The organism is Legionella sp. (assembly GCF_047605385.1).
In the GTDB taxonomy this organism is placed as follows: Bacteria; Pseudomonadota; Gammaproteobacteria; order Legionellales; family Legionellaceae; genus Legionella.
In genome coordinates this window covers 1-19,433 of sequence record NZ_JASGFU010000037.1, presented here as the reverse complement: position 1 = coordinate 19,433, position 19,433 = coordinate 1, and the positions used below count along the sequence as shown (strand labels likewise).

Here is a 19,433-nt window from a genome sequence, read left to right as displayed (position 1 = left end):
TTAAAAACGATGCAATGATAACAAATTATTCAATTTTTGAGTAGCCTAATGATTAGATTGAAGATCAAGAAAAAAATTAGTTGGATAATATTCGCATGCTTACTTACGCAGTCCGTAGCAGCTGCAACGTTATCCCCTTACTCAACCAGTGAATTAGAACAGTTAGAAAAAGAATTTGTCCAGCAGATTAACCAATCCGATAGTGTTGAGCGTAATCCCTTAACCAAAGAATACGTCAATCGTATTGGCAAGAATTTAGCCCGTCAAGGACATATACATACTCCTGACTTTTTTATTGTCAAATCCAATGAAATCAATGCTTTTGCCGGTCCAGGTGGACATATTGGTATTAATACACAACTGATGCTTATTACCAGTAATGAAAGTGAATTGGCCGGCGTCATGGCACATGAAATTGCTCACGTCCGTCTACATCACCTCTATAGTGCCATCGAACATCAGCGCCAAATGCGCATTCCTATGCTCGCCTCAATGCTGGCCTCCATTGCTTTAGGAGTGATTAATCCTACTGTAGGCATGGGGGCAATGATGGGCTCTCTTTCTGGATTTTCCCAAGAAAGTATTAATTTTACTCGATTAAAAGAAAAAGAAGCTGATAGGATTGGCATTGATATGCTGATTAAAGCAGGGTACAACCCACAAAGTATGGCTGCTTTCTTTCAAAAAATGCAGGAAAATTCACGTTATTATTATACAGTGAATGTCCCTGCCATTTTACGCACTCACCCGTTGGATTCTGATCGTATCGCTGAGGCGCAAAATCGTACTACCCATATTACAAAAAAAGAGTATTCCAGCTCAATGGATTATTATTTAGTAAAAGAAATTATCCGTACTGATGTCGCCTATGATCCTAAAACTTTACTTGAATACTATGCCCATCAATGTTCAAAGGTTAGTCCAGCAATCGCTTGCCAATATGGTTTAGCCTTAACGTGGATAAACTTGAATAATTTTACCAAAGCTCGAGATCTTCTCTCACCTTTGTTAGCACAACAGAATACTATGTATTTCCAAATTGCAATGGCACAAGTAGAAACAGGATTATTATTACATCAACAAGCAGTCCAACGATTGACAGAAATGCAAACTAATTATCCAGGTAATTATGCCGTTTTAATGGCGTACTCCCAGGCATTGCTCGCTGCGAATCAGAATGAAAAAGCAACCAGTGTGTTACTTAAAGGCAGTCGGTTATATAAACAAGATTTGCCACTATGTAAGGAATTAGCACGAGCGCAAGCGAAGTCGCATAGAAAGAGTTATGCTTATTTTACGCAGGCACAGTGTTTATTGCTGGAAGGACAGAAAAGAGCCGCGGTAGCCCAGTTGAAAGTGGCGCGTGGGTTAGCTAAGAATGATGAGTATTTACAAGCACGGATTTCGGCCAAGATTGAAGAGATTACAAATTAAAAGGCACATTAATGTGTGCCTTTTAATTTATTAGCGTTCTATGCTTTAGGAAGCATCTCTAACAGAGCCTATTTTAACACGATTATTTTTTCTTCATTATTCTGTGATTCATTATCTTGACTCGAATTGGCTTGAGAAAATGAATTAATGGGAAAAAACGTATAACGATTTCTGTCCCTTATAGTGGTAGTTTGCCTAGTCACGTTTGCATTGTGTAAGCTACTACTTTGATAAGGAATAGAAACGGCTGAATAAGGAGGGGCTATATTATTTAAAGAATAAGGATACAGGGGTAATCTAAGAAACGGTTCTGTAGTAGAGATTGCTGGATAAATTTCTGCTTGAGGGATAAATGGAATTTGTACATCTACTCCTGGAGTCGGTTGTGGTTGTTGCTGATAGGCTGCGTTATTTACTTCATTATTTTCTGTTATCGTGCTGGGATTAATGTTCGTAATTTTTCTCTTTTTCTTTATCTTTTTTTCGCTTACATCCGCATTATACGTGGCCATAGTGATATTAGCTGCTTGTTTGTCTACATGTAACGCAGCGTACTTAGTAAATAATACTCCTCTTTTAGAATTATCGTTAGTACACATAATAGGTATAAAAGTATTTTTAAAAAAACATTCTTTATCTGAAACAGAATCAGCAACAGTAAAAACGAGTTTATTATTACACTTTTCTAGTTTATTATTACACTTTTCTACTGATATTAGGCCATTTAATTTCGAGTTTCTTTTTATTTTTTTATAATACACTGGGCAATACTATAATCACCTTCACATTCAAATCGTTGACTCTTATTGATGTACTTTAATAAAAAACTATAATCAATGGCTCGATTGTTTTTGGTACGGTTAAAAAAAGTTATGAATATATTATTATAAAAATTCACTTTCTCTTGTAAGTTGGTTCCCGCTAAAATTTTAAGAATAACTTTGGAACAAGAATTCTCTACATTTATTTGATTTGGATTATCAAGTTTTAACTTAATTTTTTCAGCTACCCTTTTAGCTAAACGTCCCGCCATATCATCATCTTTAACATCAATTTCGAGTTCACCATGGTAATTAATATCTTCTATTTTTATTTGCTCAGGAAGAAAAGTATAATCAATAATAGGTCGTAGGAGTGGAATCGATGGATTTCTTAAGCGCCCAATACTAGATTTACGTTTTTTACTCTTTTTTGAATCTGTGTGCAACGGCATGTTAAAATTCCAAAAATTAAGAATAGAGTGTTAAATAGTTAGTGATCAAAAATAAAATATTTGCTCGCTATTTAATCACGAAAATTCTCATACTGCAAAGGCAACTTCACATCTGATTTCTTCAACAAAGCAATCGCTTCTTGCAAATCATCACGTTTTTTACCCGCCACACGTACTTTATCTCCCTGAATCGACCCTTGCACTTTTAATTTTGCATCTTTTAAAATCTTCACGATTTCTTTGGCAACAGGTTGGTCTATCCCCTGCTTAAATGTCATATTCAAAGAATAAAACTTACCGCTATGTACCGGCTCATCTTCAATATCAACACCTGAAGCATCAAGATTTCTCTTACTACAATGATTGCGGAACAAATCTTCCAATTGACGTACCTGAAAATCAGATTCAGCACGTAAGGTAACGATAAGATCTTTAAGTTCAATACTGCATTGCACTCCACGAAAATCAAAACGGGTTCCCATTTCACGTACTGCGTTATCTACTGCATTACCCAACTCAACTTCATTGATTTCTGAAACAATGTCAAAAGATGGCATAGAATACTCTTTCAAATTTAAAAACGATAATTTAGCAAAAAAACTTCTACGAAACCACCATTCATCAATTCTTGCCACTAAAAGTGAAGCTGCAATGCTTTTGTTGAACTAACTCATAGAACACTTTTTAAATAAACTTTAGCTAATAAGTACAGTCCTACAATTAAGGTAACAATAGCTGCGATAGTAATTGCCCTAGAATTACCTACTATTTTACCCCAAACACGATGAACCGTTTCAGGACAGAATAGACGCACTAAACCACCAATTAAAGTGAGCCAGGCAATAATTGTAACCACTACCGGCCACTTCATTACCCATACATTATGGCTAATGACCATAAGTAATCCCATGATTAAAGTAATTACTGCTGCAACGAATAACAATCCAGGTTGCTCCATTAATTCATTCATTGTGGCAATGACTAAGTCGCGCCTGAAGAATAAAAACAACGCCATAATTACAAAATACCAACCAAGCACTGTCGCTAAGAAAATTGTCGTTGTCATGATCATCCCCTGACATTATCCCTACTTAAAGTATAGTTCACCGGCGTCCACAACTGTACAAATAATTGGCAAATAATTCATAGAACAACTACACTTATAATAGTGAAGAGGTTGTACCAAGGATCCCTAAAATGAACGAGCAATATACCGCTTCAGTCTACTGCGGCGAAGAGCAAATAGCAAAACAAACAGGGGCTAACGTTGACGAACTCTATGCATGGATGCTCGTACAAGTCAATGAACATTTTGGTGATATCCATGGCGAAGTTATTGATAATAAAACAAAAAAAACCGTTCGTGCTTTTCGTAAATGTCCTATAGAATAGTTTTTATCTGACCTGCAATTATTAAACTGTGTGACATTAACTTTCTAACTGCCCTAAGCTCTTTTTCAAAAAATAAGCCGTAACTGAGTCGTCAGGATTCTTGCGAATAACTTCTTGAAATAAATCTGCTGCCTCAGCGTAGCGTTTCTCTTCATAATAATTTATTGCTTCTGCAAAATCAGCAATTGAGTCTTTCTTGAACTGAATCTCATCAGGTGAATTATGATCAAATACTTCATAAATATTAATCGGCAAGCTTTTCCCTTTTACTAAAGTAACACCTAAAGAACGCAAATGATATTTATTCGCATGCTGCAATTCCTGGTATGTTTGCCCAGAAATTAACAGCTCAATTCCAAAATTTCGTGTCAGTGACTCCACTCTAGAAGCAATATTTACTGCATCACTAATCACACTACAATCCATACGCGACTCAAAGCCAACCGTTCCTACAATCATCGATCCAGTATTAATGCCTATGCCCACATGGACCTCGGATAATCCATTCTTTTCGCGTTGCTTATTAAAGTCATCCATGGCCGCAAGCATCCCTAATGCTGCGGATAAAGCGAGATCAGCATCTTCGAATAAAGCCATGATTGCATCACCAATATATTTATCAATGAAACCAGAGTTTTTCACAATGGAAGGGTTTAAATAGGTCATGATGCAATTGACTAAATTAAAAATTTCTACCGAAGATAACTCCTCTGCCAAAGACGTAAACGATTTAATATCCAGAAATAAAACGGTCATTATCTTTTCAACACAATCGCCTAATTTAATGTCTGCAATATTTTTGCGATTTAATACTTTTAGAAAATCTTGAGGCACAAAGCGAGCAACTGCCGCAGCATTTTGTTGAATCTCAAGCAATTTATTAATTAGTTCTTCATTTAAAGCCCTCACTTTTCTTTCAGCTAATTGCAGCTCTTGAAAATAAGCGCTGGTGCGTACCATATAACGTACGCGATAGCCAATTAAAGTACTTTTGATTGGCTTGGTCGCAAAATCGGTAGCGCCCACAGTAAATGCCTTATTAATTGACTCATAATCGTCCACACCGGTAATCATCATAATCGGTGTATAACGATGGTCTGGCAATTTACGTATTTGCGCACAGACTTCAAAACCATCTAAACCTGGCATTTCCACATCAAGTAAAATGACATCCGGTTTCACGGTTGCCAATAAAGTCAAAGCGCGTGCGCCATTTTCGGCTTCCACGACCATAAATCCTGATTTAATTAGAGCATCACTAGTAAGTAAACGTATGGTAGCACTGTCATCAACTATTAATACCACCAGTTTTTCTTTATCCATCACTATGATCAACCGAATCAATGCACAGATCTATTAAATAGTTGGCAATATGCTTTAAGTCAATTACTTTATCTACCGCATCCATCGACTGAGCTACTGCTCCCATGCCGAAAACCACCGCACTTTGTGAATTTTGAATCACAGTATGCCCCCCAGCCTTTTTTAATTCAAGCAAGCCAAGTGCTCCATCATCACTCATTCCTGTTAACAAAACACCAATTGCTTTAGCTCCTGAAACCGCAGCAACTGATTGCAACATGCGCGTAATTGAAGGACAAAAATTATCAGTAGCTGCACGGTTTACCAAGTGACAAGTTAATTGATGATCGTTTTGCGAGATTTCCAAATGCATCTGTTCAGGAGCAATGTATACTGTTCCTTTATGCAATACCTCTTGATCTGTAGCAATTTTTACTTTCAGGTCAATATTTTCTTGCAACCAGCGAGTGAAGCCACTAATAAAACCTATGCTCATATGTTGCACGACAACAATTGGTACCGGAAAATCAACTGGTAATTGTGATAAAATAGTTTTCAACGCTATAGGCCCACCTATAGAAGCACCTATGGCAACGAGTTCATAATGCGTCCTCCTTTCCCTAAGAGGTGATTTATGTTCTTTCGAGTGATAGTGAGGCACTATTTTTAATGGCTTTTTGGTAACACGAATTTCTGAGAGGCTACGCAAAGTATCAATAATATATTTACGCCGATCTTCGAACGTCGGGGCAAAGACATCGTCAGGCTTAGCAATTGCTGTCAATGCCCCAGCTTCAAGGACGTGAAAAATAGCTGGTAATGATTCATCATTAATTGTAGAACTAATCACCACAATGGGTATTGGATACTGCGACATAATAATTTGCGTGGCCCTCAAACCATCCATAACCGGCATTTGAATATCCATAGTGATCAAATCTGGTTTTAATTGTGCGGTAAGCGCAATTGCTTCACGGCCATTTTGCGCAACACCAATAACAGTCATATCCTCTGCCGAGTCGATAATATACTTAATCAACGCCACTTCAGTGGGTGAATCATCAACAATTAAAATTTTTATCATAGCCAGTAGTTCACTTATATTTAAATTTCCAGACAACTACCTTTTTTCATAATTTCTGCAATATTTAATATAAAATTAATTTGATTGCTTCCACTCAAGGTGGCACCAATCACCCAAGGTATATTAGCAAGCGGCTCTTGCAAAGGCTTAAGAATAATCTCTCGTTCACCAAGAATATCATCAACCAACAAAGCCATGCGCTCATCATCTTGTTTAAGGATAACTACAGACAAATACTCCTTTACACTACTCGTTGCTTTTTTCTCAAGATGTAAAATACACGTTAATGAAGACAGTATAACTGGTTGTTCTTTAATCAAGATTACCGAACACCCTTCCACATTGACTATATCTTCTTTTTTAAGCAATAAGACGCACTCCACTGCACTGGTAGTAATCACAAAGATTTGCCCGGCACATGAAACAATAAGACCACGTTCAGTTGCTAAAGTAATAGGGACATGCAGAGAAAAATGCGTCCCTTTACCAAGTTCACTAGTCACACTGATGTGTCCTTTTAATTGCGCTAAACTGGAGCGCACTACATCCAAACCTACACCACGACCAGAAATATCTGTTGCCATTTCACGTGTAGAAAAACCAGACAGAAAAATCAGATCCAAAATCTCTTCGGATGTCATGATAGCTAATTCCGTATCGCTGATTAGGTTTTTTTGTAAAGCAATTTGCTGAACTTTATCAATATTAATTCCAGCACCATCATCAGAAATAGTGAATACGATTTGGTGATCTTCTTGGGTCACATCAATACAAATAGTCCCTTCAGCGGGTTTTCCAGCTTGTTGCCGCTCTGCGGTCGACTCAATACCGTGATCAATTGCATTGCGTAAGATATGAACTAATGGATACTTTAAACCGTCTAAAATTAATTTATCGATTTTGACATCATTATTATTGATTTCAAGATGAATAGGTTTATCCAATTCATTTGCTAAATCACGCACCACCCTGGGTAAATAACGCAATTGACTTTCGACTGGCAATAAACGAATCGTACGGATTTCATCTTGCAAGGTATTAAATAAATTGGATAATTCGGTGAGTGGTATGCGTAATTCCCTTTGCAACACATGCATGGCATTATTAATTACGCTCAGTTCTTCCATATGATTGGAAAATAAATTATTTTTATTCTCCTCTTGTAAGCCTTGAAAATTAAATAAGTTTTTTCTCCAAGCTTGCACCAGATAATTAAGTTTTACCTTAATTTTGCCTAGATGAGTGTAATGATCCTCAATGGCAATTTTCACCCCCTGAATTTCTTCCATTTCGACAGAAATACGATCCAAATTTTGCAACGGTACTCGAATTGAATCAAACTCTTGTGTTTTACTCTTGCTTACAGAAGGTTTGGATATTGCTTTGGATTCTACTAAAGACAGCATCTCAGAACCAGTTCCAGCTATTGAGGTGCTACTTAATTGACTTAAATCATGCAAATGATTTTGCAGATTAAACGACAGAGGAACTCCGTCACTATAACAGCGCATCGCCTCTTCCATATAATCTGCTGACTGCAAACAAAGATTAATAAGGCTTGGTGTAATACTAATGCTTTTTTTCTTGATTTTGGTAAATACTGTTTCCAATTGATGAGCAATATCACCAACATGGAAGGCTCCTATCCCGCGCGCCGACCCTTTGATGTTATGAGCAGTACGAAATATTTCATTCATAAGCTCGACAAATTCATGCTCTGTTTGTCCGCTTTTTTCCAATAATAATAAATCATCAATAAGTATATTGATATTTTCTTGCAACTCGACCTTAAAAGTTTCAATAATCTTCTTTGAAAATTCACGTTCAGAGGCATTAGTATAAATCACCGGAGTCGGCTCTTGTTCCCTAGGTGTAAAAACTTGCTCTTCTTTCATTGGAGGAATGAATACAGACTCATTGCTTTCAATGTATTGCATCTCTTGCTGTAATTCATGCAATAATTTATACAATTCAGTAGGCAATGGTTTTTGCTCTATAAAATTTTTCATAACTTCACGCATGCCATCAATCGCACGGAAAGTTAAATTGATTAGTTCGGGAGATATTTTATCTGCAGATGCAAACAGTCGTTCAATGTATTCTGCAATCATATCAAGATTGCTCACACCAACTGACGAAGCCGCTACTTTAATAGTACGTCCTGAATATGAAATCTCGGAAATAAGTTGACTTACGTCTTCAGGCGACTCATTAGATTTAATTTTTTGTAAATTAGTAGTGATCACCAAAAGCAAGGACTCAAGCTCAGCATTTAATGTTTCAATCAACTGTTGATGTAGTGGATCGCCCTTCGCCATGGCTTTTTCCTAAATTTTATAGATATTGACATCTTCTTTTAGATGCTTCGCAATGCTATCGAGCTTATGAATGAAATTAATTAATTCTTTAAGTCCCTCTGAGAGCGTTGTAGTGGTTCGATTAATTTCACTCATACTTTCGACAATTTGTTCAATCCCTACTGCCTCTTGACGAATTGCCACTTCAATATGTTGGCTTGAAATAGCAGCTTCATTAATCATCTTACTTAAAGTGTGAATAACCTCTCCTGCTTTCTCAATTAATTGTGTTCCAGAATCCAAAGATTTGGTTCCTTCCTCAGAAACAGTCACCGCTTTTTCTGTAGTACGACGAATGTCTTCAAGAATGGCTTGCACCTGGATTGTAGATTGTTCTGATTGCTCAGCAAGATTCCTTACTTCTGTCGCCACTGCTGCAAACCCTTTACCAGCCTCACCTGCTTTTGATGCTTCGATGGCTGCATTTAACGCCAGCATTTTTGATTGCTGCGCTAAGGTATTAACTACAGCGGTAATTTCACCTATTTGTTGAGTGTGGTTACTGAGATCCAAAATTGTTTGAGCAATAAGTTTCATCTTCTCTTCTGAAGCTTTAATCCCATGAATACTTTGTATTACCGAATCTGAACCCAATTTTCCCTGCTCATAGGTATTCTTGGCAATTTCTCGCAGTGCCTGAGCCTTATTCATAGTTTGTTTCGAACTTTTATCAATTTCTTCTAGAGAAACGGTGATCTCATTGATTGCTGAAGCTTGCGAATTAATACTTTCTGTTTTCTCATTCGCAGCGGTAATAACTTTAGCAACCATAGAAACAATATTATTACTTACTTGCGTAATTTTATCAGTAATGGATGCAAGACCATCGGTCATTAAATTTAAATCTTTACCTAAATCATACAACACATCGTCGTTATCCAATTCAAGACGTTGACGTAGATCACCTGCTGCCACTTTACTGCTGTATTGGCTAAATTTATTGGAAGAACTAACCAATTTTTCTAATAATTGCCGTGACTCTTCCTCTCTAGAGCGTAATTTCTCATCATTTTCCTTGATAGCAGCTTGCATACTTTTAAGAGAAGAAAGCATTTTACCCAAGCGGTCTTCATCATCAATTTGAATATTAACATCACGCTCTCCGGCGGCCACACGCTCAGCAATATCAATTACTCGATCAATGGGAGAAGCTAAAAAACGTTGCGTTAGCCAAGGAACAATAATCGTCAACACCACTGCAAGAATTAATAAGCTATAAGTGATATTTCTTAATGTGGTTAAATTATGGTTAATATAAGAAGTATATTGATCAATTTGACGAAAAATATGCACATAGAGCCCTTCTTTACGTGTCCCCAACTTATCATAAGCACCATCAATGATATCAATCATTTCATCGCTTAGTGGTTTGACCTCTGCTAACTCTTTTTTTAACATCTCCATCGTAGAAGCATTACGAGGAGTATTCATAATTTTTGCCTGTCCCTCATAAACAGGATCATACAACTGCCATAAATGCTCCCAGCGTCCCAAAATCTCAGGGTTACCTAATTTAGTTAAAGCGTCTTGCCATACTTGTTTCGTTTGAGTAATTTCTTCCCAAATACGAGCAAATCGTATTTTATTTTGCGGATTACCAGTTAATATCCAATTAGAAACCGTATCCCGCGCTTGATAAATTTGAGTATCTAATATGTCAGGTAAATTCATAACCTGAATTTTAGTGCTGACATAAATAATGTTACTAATTCTGGGTAACAACAGCATAATCAAAATAAGCAAAGGCAAGCTTAAAACCATGAATCCAAGAAATAATCGAGAACGTAATGTAACAAAAAAACGAGGTTTAGAAACAGTTTCCATAAACATCTCCTATATCCTGTGCAGACCTTTTTTAATTTCTTGATTTATTCCTGTGACCAGGACTTCTACATCAATAATAGCGGTCACCGATTTATCTAATCCCAAAATGTATTCTGGCTTTACACTATTTGCGATTAAAGGTTTCGTTAAGTAATCGAGTTGATAACTATCATTGCCTTTAATTTGATCAATCATAATGCCCAAGACCAATTCATTCACATTAACAACCATAATAAACTCGCCCTCTTTGGCTAAACATTGCGGGTGAAAAAAGCGGTTGAGATTAACAACTGTAATTAAGTTACCGCGCCAATTGATTACTCCTGCAACAAAATCGGGCACGCATGGAACCTTGGCTATATTGAGATGATGCAAAAGCTCATGAACATGATCATAATCAAGGCCGTAATATTCATCAGCTCCTAGAATAAAGCGGATATATGCTACGCTATTTTCTTCAAGAGAATCTAATTCCTCTTTACCTAAAAGGAATGCGCGCTCACGCAAAACGTGTAAAGCGGCATCAGTATGGGGAATTAGATCTGAAGCACGTTTTTGTCTTTTAGCCATCGCTGTCAAAATCCTTTTTTATATCACTGCTGTTGTCTAGAGAAAAATAGATGGCACTGTTATGATGAAACACAAGATGAGTACCTGCAGTGACAATTGGATCAGAAGCCCCAAGCAAAAGATAAGCATTTTTTGCCATGCAGGAACTTAACCTTTTCATGATTTGTGCAACAGAATCATCATCAAAATAAATTAGCACATTGCGGCATAATATTAAATCAATATCATTAATTCCATTTAAGACTGAAGGATAACTATTATCACTTAAATTGAGATAGTTAAACCTTACCATTTTACAAATTTTAGGAGAAAGCATATACGTACTACCAGAAACCATAAAATATCGCTGTATATAATAATCCGTTATAGAGCGCATCGACCATTGAGTATAAACACCTGCGCGTGCTTTTTTTAGAGCATTGGGATTAATATCAGTGGCGAGTAATTGTAAATCCCAGGTCTCTATATTGGGCATTAATTCCGAAAGGAGCATTGCCAATGTGTATATTTCTTCACCAGATGAGCAACCTGCGCTCCAAATTTTTAAAGTAGCACTATTTTTATTTTGAGCAATTAATTGTGGTAAAATGATTTTTTCCAGCAAATGCATCTGGTTTTTATCACGAAAAAAATAACTTTCACCAACAGTGATTGCACAAGCCAAATCCGTTAAAAGAAAAGAACGACTTGAACAATATCTTAATTGATCCAGATATTCCTCTGGAGAATAATTTAGTTTTTTACAAGATTTTGCAATTGTTTTCACTAAGCTTGAGGCTTGATTTACATGCATAACCAGTCCGAAGCGTTGGTGGATTAACTTGATAAATTCAGATTCCAGGTGCTTTACCCTATCTAATAAACTATTCATGATTAGTAGCGTGTTGATAAGCTTTTTCAGTCAGTTTCAACGCAAACACCCAAGCAGTATTTAGCAGCAATGAAACCCCTGCCTCTAAGGTAATAGCCCCACAAAAAGGTGAACTATCTTTGATAAATTCATCGTGCATTTCAATCTGTTGCTCCTCAATTTCTTCAAGTCCAATCACGTTATCAACGATTAAAGCACGTTGGTAATGATTATAGGAACATAACAAAAGAGGTATGTTTAATGGATATTCTTGTTCTCGGATTAAACCAATCGCCAGCCTTAAGTCAATTACAGGAATACATTTATTTTTAAAATTCATTAATCCTGCAAAATAAACAGGATTACCAGGAATTGGCTCAAGTAACATTAAAGGGAGGATTTTCTCCATATGACAAAGCTTAAGGCAGCAGTGTATGTCTTGCACCAGAAAGTGGAGCACCTTAATACGACCGTTACTCTCTTCGTCCACCTCACACCCGCCTGTTATAATTATTTCTTTTTATTCTTATATAGTTATAGACCCTCTGTAATGAGTTCACAAGATAAGCAGTAAGTGAAACTGCAAATATTATTAACGAACAAAAAGCGGATAAATGGGTGAAAAGGACAAATCATTAGCTCTCCAATGGTGTTCCAGGGATGAATAAGTGGTTATTGGGTATAAATATAAAGAATCATCGCACTCTTTATAAAAGCAACTCAATGATCTTTTTTATTTACATAACGAACCTAACCTGAATTATTGTATAATTATCTTGATTTTGTCAAAAAAAGGCGATGATGAGCAAAAACAAATCATAATTTATGCTCGAAAGCAATTTAAGTCTTTGCTATGAACTATTTTCTCATTTTAAATGAGAATAGTTTTAAAATATTAGAGATGAATATAACATTATTTATTCATCCTATTTAACTTAAACATTTAGTGAGAAAAAACAGCCTGTGGACAGTAACTCCAAAAAGACAACACCGATTAAAGACAGTGGTTATAGCCGCAGATTAAAAGACCGTCATGTGCAATTGATCGCCCTAGGCGGGATTATTGGCTCCGCTTATTTTCTAGGCACTGGTGAAATAATTAACCTGGTAGGCCCTGCAGTGTTCCTGGCCTATATACTTGGTGGTTTAATTATCTTTCTAACCATGTTGTGTATGGGGGAACTGGCTGTTGCTATCCCCATTTCGGGCTCGTTTGTTACTTACACTGCGGATTTTATCTCTCCTTCAGTTGCTTGTGGTGTTGGTTGGTCTTATTGGATCAGTTGGGTAGCCTATATTCCTGCCGAATGCGTTGCCGGCGGTATTATTATGGAAATGTTTACCGGCATTAATGGCTATTTATGGGCTATTTGTTTTGGTTTATTAATTACTTACATCAATCTTGCCAAGGTCGATACTTTCGGCGAAATTGAATTTTGGCTGGCCTTAATTAAAATTTTAGCTTTGCTAGGATTTGTCATCTTAGCAATTTTAATTTTCTTTGGCCTTATTTATGGTAGCGAGCCGGCGGGGATTATTGGTAGCAAATACATCTTGGGTGATGGGGGCTTACTACCTAATGGCACGATGTCCTTACTAACAGCCATGGTACTCTTATTAGTTAACTATCAAGGTTCAGAAATCATTGGCCTTTCAGCAGGTGAGTCAGAGAACCCTGCACGCATGATTCCGCATGCAATCCGCAATGTGACGTTTCGGATTTTATTTATCTACATTATTCCCGTATTTTGCTTGGTATTAATTTTCCCATGGCAAAAAGCAGGATTGTCTAACTCAGTATTTGCAGATGCATTGAATTTGTATGATTTAAAATGGGCTGGTACCGTAACCAGTTTTGTCACCCTTAGCGCAACTTTATCCTGTGCAAATTCGGGATTTTATGGCACAGTTCGCACTTTAAATGCTCTTGCCCGCGATGGGATGGCGCCACATGCTTTTGCCAAATTTAATAGAAATTCCATTCCGAAAAATGCAGTTATGGCAACCCTAATCATGGTTTGGATTCTTTTGGGTATTGGCTTCTTTTTCGGCCAAACTAAGCTTTATATTGCCTTATTACTTGTATCTGGATTTACAGGTACTTTAGCATGGATTTCTTTATGTGCTTCACAAATCAGATTTAGAAACAGATTATATCAAGCAGGGTATACTACTGAGAACCTGCGCTATGTAACACCCTATTCTCCTTATACAGGAGTATTCGCCATTATCCTGATGTGTGGTGCTTTATTCTTCCTGGTATTAAATAAGGATCCTACCTACAAATTGGCCTTCTATATTGGGATGGTAAGCTTTATAGTGCCAATTATTATTTATAAGGCATTTGCTCTCTCGAAGAAAAGACGTAAGGCCTTGCATCTTAAAACCCGAGTCAAATTCCAAGATTTATTTCCTCCGGTCTAAATTTAGATATGGCTTATGTTACTAAAGGATTGTTATATTGCTTTAAATAACTGTCTGCCAAGTGGTAAGAAGCATAATCAGTCATATGTGCAGAATCACGAAATACAGGAATACCATTTATATCTGCTTTACAATGGCCTTTTGGGCATTGCACTTTTTGAGGATCAATAATTATTAATTGAGTATATTTGTTTTTCAGGTGTAAAAATAACTCATCCTGCCATTGTGATTTATTTGACTTCATATCAAAATCACATTGCTCAGAATTATATTTTCTTCGGTGTTTGATATGACTTAAAAAGCAATTATAAGAATTTCTTGCTATGATGGATTTGATTAAAACTGGTTTAGCTCCTGAGGCAATAATAATTTGCAAAGCGTCATCTAAGGCTTTTTCAATTCGTTCCTTTACTTTATCAACAGGCTCATTAGTAATGAGCTTATTATATAAATAACTATCCCAGTATTGACTCAAAATAACAAAATCATAATGATTGCTCTTGATCATATTATAATAACGCTCAGTTTGTTCATGGCATGCTGTATAAACCCTGGTATTCCAATCGTATTGCTGAATTCCTGGTAACGAAAGACAGGCTGCTGTTGAATGAGCTAGAATGGAGATATTAGCATTTTGTGCCAATGTATCCATAAATCCCCATAAATGATTCGCATGAGAATCACCAAACATAAAACCAGTTTTACTTCTTGAGTTTTTAGCACCAAGAACACAGTTAGTATTTATTTCAATATTTTTTTCCTGAAGGCATAGTGACCTTTGTGGATTAGTATATTGCTTTAATTGAGCATTAATTCTAGCATTTTCCTCAAAACGTAGAGGATAGCCTGCATGTTTTTTGATTAGATAATCACTAACATGAAGTCCCATAATAGGTAATAGAAATAAATAAGTGAAACTATATCTGAATTTAATATTATTCAATTTTTGCGCAGGTTTCTCAATATATTGCCAAGAAAAAAAAGCAATAATAAAAATTAAGCTAAATGCTAATAATAAAACCGAGGTTGTCTCTGCAATTCCCAAATAGCGAATGAATACAAATACAGGCCAATGCCAAATATATAGAGAATAAGAAAGTAAGCCTATGAATACCAAAGGCTTCAAAGAAAGCAATTGGGTCAAGATAGATTTAGAAGTATTTTTGCCTGAAGCAATAAGTATTCCTACTGCAGCACACAAAATAAAAGCATATCCATTAGGGAATCCTACATTAATATTGCTGCACCTTGCTATATAAAATATAGATAAAAGCGCAACACTATTTATTAACTCTAAGAAATATTTATTAAATGAAAAACGATTAGAACCAAATATAATACAAGAACCAATTAAAAATTCAAAAATGCGACTTGGTAAATGGTAATAGTTTGTTACGGGATACTTTAAAGAAAAAAATAAGGTTACTCCAAAAAAGAAACAGGTGAGTAAATAGATAATCTTAGTAACATGGCGTTTAAAAAAACGATAGAGAAGGTAAATGACTATAGGGAAAATTAAATAACATTGCCATTCTATAGATAATGACCAAGTATGTAGTAAAGGTAATTGATTATTGTTCGGTGAAAAGTAACCTTTTGTTATTCCTTGAAAAAAGGTGTTTGAAATAAATAGAGAAGTTTTGCGTGCGCTCTTAAAATATCGAATCAAATCCTCCGGTAAATAAAAAAATAAAGTAAAAAAAATGGTACTAAGTATCAAACAGATAAGTACTGGCTGTAAACGCCATAACCTTCGGCTATAAAACTTAATAAATGAAAAATGATTAGCCTGCAAAGAGTCGTGAATAATACCGGTAATTAAAAATCCAGAAATAACAAAAAATATATCGACGCCGATAAAACCTGAAGGAAAAAGTTTTAAGCCGCTATGAAAAAATAAAACCAACAAAATAGCAATAGCCCTTAGACCATCAATATCCGGACGATACTTCATTTTCGATAATCCCTATCTAAATTACTGATAGATCCGTAATTCGTAATTCTGGTACCAAACTCTTTAACAGAACTAATAATTCTTGCTCCTGGTATTCTTCACAAGCTGTATTTAACAACAGCATTGTTTGTGATAACTCATCCCAGTCTAATTCGCGATATTTTGCTTTAAACAGTTTTTCATGTTCTGTGGCAGCTAATTGTTCTGACTCATGAAATAATTCTTCAAATAGCTTTTCACCAGGGCGTAATCCAGTATATGCAATGTGAATATCTTTTCCTGGTTCTTTACCTGCAAGACGAATCATTTGTTCTGCCAAATAACTAATCTTTACTGGCTCACCCATATCCAAAACAAAGATCTCGCCACCACTACCATTAACCATGGCTTGTAAAATCAGCTGACTGGCTTCGGGAATAGTCATAAAATAACGTTGCATGTCAGGATGAGTTACAGTAATTGGACCACCTGCTTTTAATTGTTGTTGAAAGAGAGGTACTACGCTGCCAGCCGATCCTAGAACATTACCAAAACGTACAGTAATAAATTGTGTTTTCACTTTACGGTTTAAGTTCTGGCAATAAATTTCAGCAACGCGTTTGGTTGTTCCCATAATATTTGTGGGATTAACTGCTTTATCAGAAGAAATTAAAATGAATTTTTCTACTCCATGTTGAGTACTGGCTTTAGCAACAATTTGCGTTCCTAACACATTGTTCAGTACAGCAACACGAATTTGATTCTGAAGTAAAGGAACATGTTTATACGCTGCAGCGTGGAATACAATTTCCGGTAAAAAGTTCGCAAATAAGCGGGCAATAGCCATCTTATCAGTGATACTAACCAATTCTAGTCGCATAGGAATATCAGGAAATCTTTCACGTAACTCAAGTTCAATTTGATATAAATTAAATTCACTATTTTCAACGATCGCCAGACTGGCAGGTTTTAACGCCATAATTTGTCGGCATAACTCTGAACCAATTGAACCACCACCACCGGTGACCAAAACACGCTTGCCAGCAACACTCGCAGTGAGTCTATCCCATTGTAAATTGACTTCATCTCTACCTAGCAAGTCTTCAATATTTACAGGTCTTAATGCATTAACTTCAACATTTCCTGAAACCAACGCAGAAAGGCTGGGTAAAGTACGAAAGGGAATATTACAACGCTCACAGTAAGTCACAATTCGTCGCATGACAGCAGAACGTGCAGATGGCATAGCAATAAAAATCAAATCAATCGAGTAATGAGCGACACAATCAGCAATTTGACGAATAGTTCCTAACACTGGAACTCCATGTACTTCCAACCCGCGTTTACTAAGACTATCATCAACAAAACCTACGGGCTGATAATAGTGGCCGCGTTTTAAATCACGTACCAAGCTTTCCCCTGCCAAACCTGCTCCCACAATCAATACGCGTTTTCGTTCAGTAACAGCATGGCCACGAGCGCGTCTATCCCAATATATACGCACAATTAAACGACCACCGCAAAGTAAAATAGTTAGAATCATTCCATATAAAGGCAGAATGGAGCGTGGTAGATGTTGCAAGATGGATGATAAATAAAAAACCGGTATCACCAACATCATTGCTGATAAAGAAGCTTTAATAATGCGTAAAACATCATTCAAGGAAGAAAAACGCCACAAACCGCGATAGGTTTTAAAATAAAAATAACAGGCAGTTTGTATGGCTATTAGCAAAGACAATGCCATAAACGAATGCATGGACGTTAACATTTTCGGAAATGGTTGCATGTTGTAACGCAACCAGTAGGCAGCATACCATGCCACAGGGATCGCCATGATATCAAACAAAATTACAGGTAACTTTGATATGAGCTTTCGTAGGAATAATGTTATTTTTTGCATCATAAACTATGTATAGTCCATTTGTATATACGAGATAGTACTATGCCAGACCTAATAACACCATAATTTAACGAGAAATTGAAAAACAGTCTGTCAAAAATCAAACTATCTGAAGCGGATGAGGCAACTAGGGCAAAAATTGAGTTGTACCTAATGCTTTAAAAAGGGCATATGAAAAAATCAGGAAATGTCTTGGCAGGAAGCAATTTTATGAACTTGCTGTTTAGGTTCCACGAACAAAATTTTCGACAGAACCCTCAAATTATAAGCACTTAATTATTTGCTCGGTAATGATTTAAGATGTTCTATTAACGTTTCGGATATTTCAGCGTCTTCGATGTTGTCCATGCTTATCTGCTTTTTATTATGAGGATTTACTGTCTTGTTTTGTTTTATAAAAATTGAGCTTTGTGTTAATAAAGAAGGAACGGGTGTGTTAAAACCAAAATCTCGCCATATATTCAATATCTTAATATCTTGTACATTTTCTATTGTCACTGTACCACCTAGCCCATCAAATAGACGAAGTTCTTTAATATTGGGGAAAGCAGAAGCAAAGGCTTTTCGTTGTTCCGGAGTCATATCTTGTAAGTTTTTTAAACGAATACCTATTCCTATTATCTTAGGAAGTTTATTTTCCCAGTTGCTCTTTTGGAACTTGATGTAACATAAGTTTGAGTTAATATATAATTTATTATCTTCATTCATCATACAATTTTCTATTGCTTTTAGTAAATCGAGTTCTTTAACATCTTTACCAAAAGTTAGGTGTATAACGTTCACCAGGGGGTAACATATGTTAACTTGTTTATCCTCAGGAGGAGCATTATTGACCACGTCACTATGCCACCAGCTTTTAATTATAGAATTTAAAAACAAAACATATTTAGAAAAAAATTCCAATATCATAATAAACCTACAGCGCATGTTAATATTCAAACATTATATAATAAAATTGAACAATGTGATACATTTATCAACGAAATAAGTATAATTTGTAACTCCCCAGGTATTTAATTGAGCTCACCGGGTTTCCTCTCTCCACCGCGCGCAGCGTGGGGGAGAGGGATCAAGGGTGAGAGGGATTAAATCAGTGTCGCGAAGCGACTTCATTTTATTCGGTAGCAAGTTCTGGAAAGCAATATGT

Annotated in this window: 17 protein-coding genes; 3 read left to right on the top strand and 14 right to left on the bottom strand. The window is 36.2% G+C overall.

From position 1 onward, the window contains the following. Positions 1-48 precede the first annotated feature (48 nt). Positions 49-1,434 carry a M48 family metalloprotease gene (locus QM652_RS09430; protein ID WP_415075139.1) on the top strand — a complete coding sequence of 462 codons (1,386 nt, stop codon included), beginning with the start codon at positions 49-51 and terminating at the stop codon, positions 1,432-1,434. A gap of 68 nt (positions 1,435-1,502) precedes the next feature. On the opposite strand, the gene QM652_RS09425 is transcribed toward QM652_RS09430, so the two are convergent. From QM652_RS09425 to QM652_RS09410, 4 genes are all read right to left on the bottom strand, one after another. Next, positions 1,503-2,195, bottom strand: a complete 693-nt coding sequence (locus QM652_RS09425) for a hypothetical protein (RefSeq protein ID WP_415075137.1) — start codon at positions 2,193-2,195, stop codon at positions 1,503-1,505. Continuing rightward, positions 2,177-2,647: a hypothetical protein gene (locus QM652_RS09420; protein ID WP_415075135.1), complete on the bottom strand. Its 471-nt coding sequence runs from the start codon at positions 2,645-2,647 to the stop codon at positions 2,177-2,179. The genes QM652_RS09425 and QM652_RS09420 overlap by 19 nt, the downstream gene beginning before the upstream one ends. Positions 2,648-2,718: 71 nt before the next feature. Beyond that, complete coding sequence (locus tag QM652_RS09415) at positions 2,719-3,204, bottom strand: YajQ family cyclic di-GMP-binding protein (RefSeq protein ID WP_415075133.1); 486 nt, start codon at positions 3,202-3,204, stop codon at positions 2,719-2,721. 113 nt (positions 3,205-3,317) lie between these two features. Beyond that, the gene (locus QM652_RS09410) at positions 3,318-3,713 is read right to left on the bottom strand and encodes a hypothetical protein (RefSeq protein WP_415075131.1); all 396 of its coding nucleotides are present in this window, start codon (positions 3,711-3,713) and stop codon (positions 3,318-3,320) included. Positions 3,714-3,844: 131 nt separating this feature from the next. Between QM652_RS09410 and QM652_RS09405 the strand changes: the two genes are divergently transcribed. Continuing rightward, positions 3,845-4,039 carry a hypothetical protein gene (locus tag QM652_RS09405; RefSeq protein WP_415075129.1) on the top strand — a complete coding sequence of 65 codons (195 nt, stop codon included), beginning with the start codon at positions 3,845-3,847 and terminating at the stop codon, positions 4,037-4,039. A gap of 36 nt (positions 4,040-4,075) precedes the next feature. Here QM652_RS09405 and QM652_RS09400 read toward each other — a convergent pair whose 3' ends face one another. The 7 genes from QM652_RS09400 to QM652_RS09370 are packed head-to-tail and all read right to left on the bottom strand — an operon-like array spanning position 4,076 to position 12,486. Then, a complete protein-coding gene (locus tag QM652_RS09400; protein ID WP_415075127.1) occupies positions 4,076-5,362 on the bottom strand; it encodes a response regulator in 1,287 nt (428 codons plus the stop codon). Then, positions 5,355-6,425, bottom strand: a complete 1,071-nt coding sequence (gene cheB, locus QM652_RS09395; protein WP_415075125.1) for a chemotaxis-specific protein-glutamate methyltransferase CheB — start codon at positions 6,423-6,425, stop codon at positions 5,355-5,357. The genes QM652_RS09400 and cheB overlap by 8 nt, the downstream gene beginning before the upstream one ends. 20 nt (positions 6,426-6,445) lie before the next feature. Continuing rightward, a complete protein-coding gene (locus tag QM652_RS09390) occupies positions 6,446-8,743 on the bottom strand; it encodes a chemotaxis protein CheA (RefSeq protein ID WP_415075124.1) in 2,298 nt (765 codons plus the stop codon). A gap of 9 nt (positions 8,744-8,752) precedes the next feature. Further along, on the bottom strand, positions 8,753-10,606 hold the full coding sequence (locus QM652_RS09385) for a methyl-accepting chemotaxis protein (protein ID WP_415075123.1): 1,854 nt from the start codon (positions 10,604-10,606) through the stop codon (positions 8,753-8,755). Positions 10,607-10,615: 9 nt separating this feature from the next. Continuing rightward, complete coding sequence (locus tag QM652_RS09380; protein WP_415075122.1) at positions 10,616-11,176, bottom strand: chemotaxis protein CheW; 561 nt, start codon at positions 11,174-11,176, stop codon at positions 10,616-10,618. Further along, a complete protein-coding gene (locus QM652_RS09375; RefSeq protein ID WP_415075121.1) occupies positions 11,169-12,047 on the bottom strand; it encodes a CheR family methyltransferase in 879 nt (292 codons plus the stop codon). The genes QM652_RS09380 and QM652_RS09375 overlap by 8 nt, the downstream gene beginning before the upstream one ends. Then, positions 12,040-12,486, bottom strand: a complete 447-nt coding sequence (locus QM652_RS09370; RefSeq protein ID WP_415075153.1) for a chemotaxis protein CheW — start codon at positions 12,484-12,486, stop codon at positions 12,040-12,042. Before QM652_RS09370 ends, QM652_RS09375 begins: the two co-directional genes overlap by 8 nt. Before the next feature lie 503 nt (positions 12,487-12,989). On the opposite strand from QM652_RS09370, the gene QM652_RS09365 reads away from it, so the two are divergent. Continuing rightward, the gene (locus QM652_RS09365) at positions 12,990-14,450 is read left to right on the top strand and encodes an amino acid permease (RefSeq protein WP_415075119.1); all 1,461 of its coding nucleotides are present in this window, start codon (positions 12,990-12,992) and stop codon (positions 14,448-14,450) included. A gap of 13 nt (positions 14,451-14,463) precedes the next feature. Here QM652_RS09365 and QM652_RS09360 read toward each other — a convergent pair whose 3' ends face one another. The 3 genes from QM652_RS09360 to QM652_RS09350 form a co-directional block, all read right to left on the bottom strand. Then, positions 14,464-16,404 carry an acyltransferase family protein gene (locus tag QM652_RS09360; protein ID WP_415075117.1) on the bottom strand — a complete coding sequence of 647 codons (1,941 nt, stop codon included), beginning with the start codon at positions 16,402-16,404 and terminating at the stop codon, positions 14,464-14,466. A gap of 16 nt (positions 16,405-16,420) precedes the next feature. Beyond that, positions 16,421-18,286, bottom strand: a complete 1,866-nt coding sequence (locus QM652_RS09355; RefSeq protein WP_415075151.1) for a polysaccharide biosynthesis protein — start codon at positions 18,284-18,286, stop codon at positions 16,421-16,423. Positions 18,287-18,562: 276 nt separating this feature from the next. Then, complete coding sequence (locus QM652_RS09350; protein ID WP_415075115.1) at positions 18,563-19,195, bottom strand: hypothetical protein; 633 nt, start codon at positions 19,193-19,195, stop codon at positions 18,563-18,565. Between the last annotated feature and the right edge of the window lie 238 nt (positions 19,196-19,433).

What these genes read in the sequence shown, in the direction of transcription:
- QM652_RS09375 (WP_415075121.1), bottom strand. Translation starts at nt 12,047, where the DNA reads ATGAATAGTTTATTAGATAGGGTAAAGCACCTGGAATCTGAATTTATC.
- QM652_RS09400 (WP_415075127.1), bottom strand. Translation starts at nt 5,362, where the DNA reads ATGGATAAAGAAAAACTGGTGGTATTAATAGTTGATGACAGTGCTACC.
- QM652_RS09410 (WP_415075131.1), bottom strand. Translation starts at nt 3,713, where the DNA reads ATGACAACGACAATTTTCTTAGCGACAGTGCTTGGTTGGTATTTTGTA.
- cheB (WP_415075125.1), bottom strand. Translation starts at nt 6,425, where the DNA reads ATGATAAAAATTTTAATTGTTGATGATTCACCCACTGAAGTGGCGTTG.
- QM652_RS09430 (WP_415075139.1), top strand. Translation starts at nt 49, where the DNA reads ATGATTAGATTGAAGATCAAGAAAAAAATTAGTTGGATAATATTCGCA.
- QM652_RS09415 (WP_415075133.1), bottom strand. Translation starts at nt 3,204, where the DNA reads ATGCCATCTTTTGACATTGTTTCAGAAATCAATGAAGTTGAGTTGGGT.
- QM652_RS09380 (WP_415075122.1), bottom strand. Translation starts at nt 11,176, where the DNA reads ATGGCTAAAAGACAAAAACGTGCTTCAGATCTAATTCCCCATACTGAT.
- QM652_RS09405 (WP_415075129.1), top strand. Translation starts at nt 3,845, where the DNA reads ATGAACGAGCAATATACCGCTTCAGTCTACTGCGGCGAAGAGCAAATA.
- QM652_RS09350 (WP_415075115.1), bottom strand. Translation starts at nt 19,195, where the DNA reads ATGATATTGGAATTTTTTTCTAAATATGTTTTGTTTTTAAATTCTATA.
- QM652_RS09360 (WP_415075117.1), bottom strand. Translation starts at nt 16,404, where the DNA reads ATGAAGTATCGTCCGGATATTGATGGTCTAAGGGCTATTGCTATTTTG.
- QM652_RS09385 (WP_415075123.1), bottom strand. Translation starts at nt 10,606, where the DNA reads ATGGAAACTGTTTCTAAACCTCGTTTTTTTGTTACATTACGTTCTCGA.
- QM652_RS09420 (WP_415075135.1), bottom strand. Translation starts at nt 2,647, where the DNA reads ATGCCGTTGCACACAGATTCAAAAAAGAGTAAAAAACGTAAATCTAGT.
- QM652_RS09390 (WP_415075124.1), bottom strand. Translation starts at nt 8,743, where the DNA reads ATGGCGAAGGGCGATCCACTACATCAACAGTTGATTGAAACATTAAAT.
- QM652_RS09355 (WP_415075151.1), bottom strand. Translation starts at nt 18,286, where the DNA reads ATGCAAAAAATAACATTATTCCTACGAAAGCTCATATCAAAGTTACCT.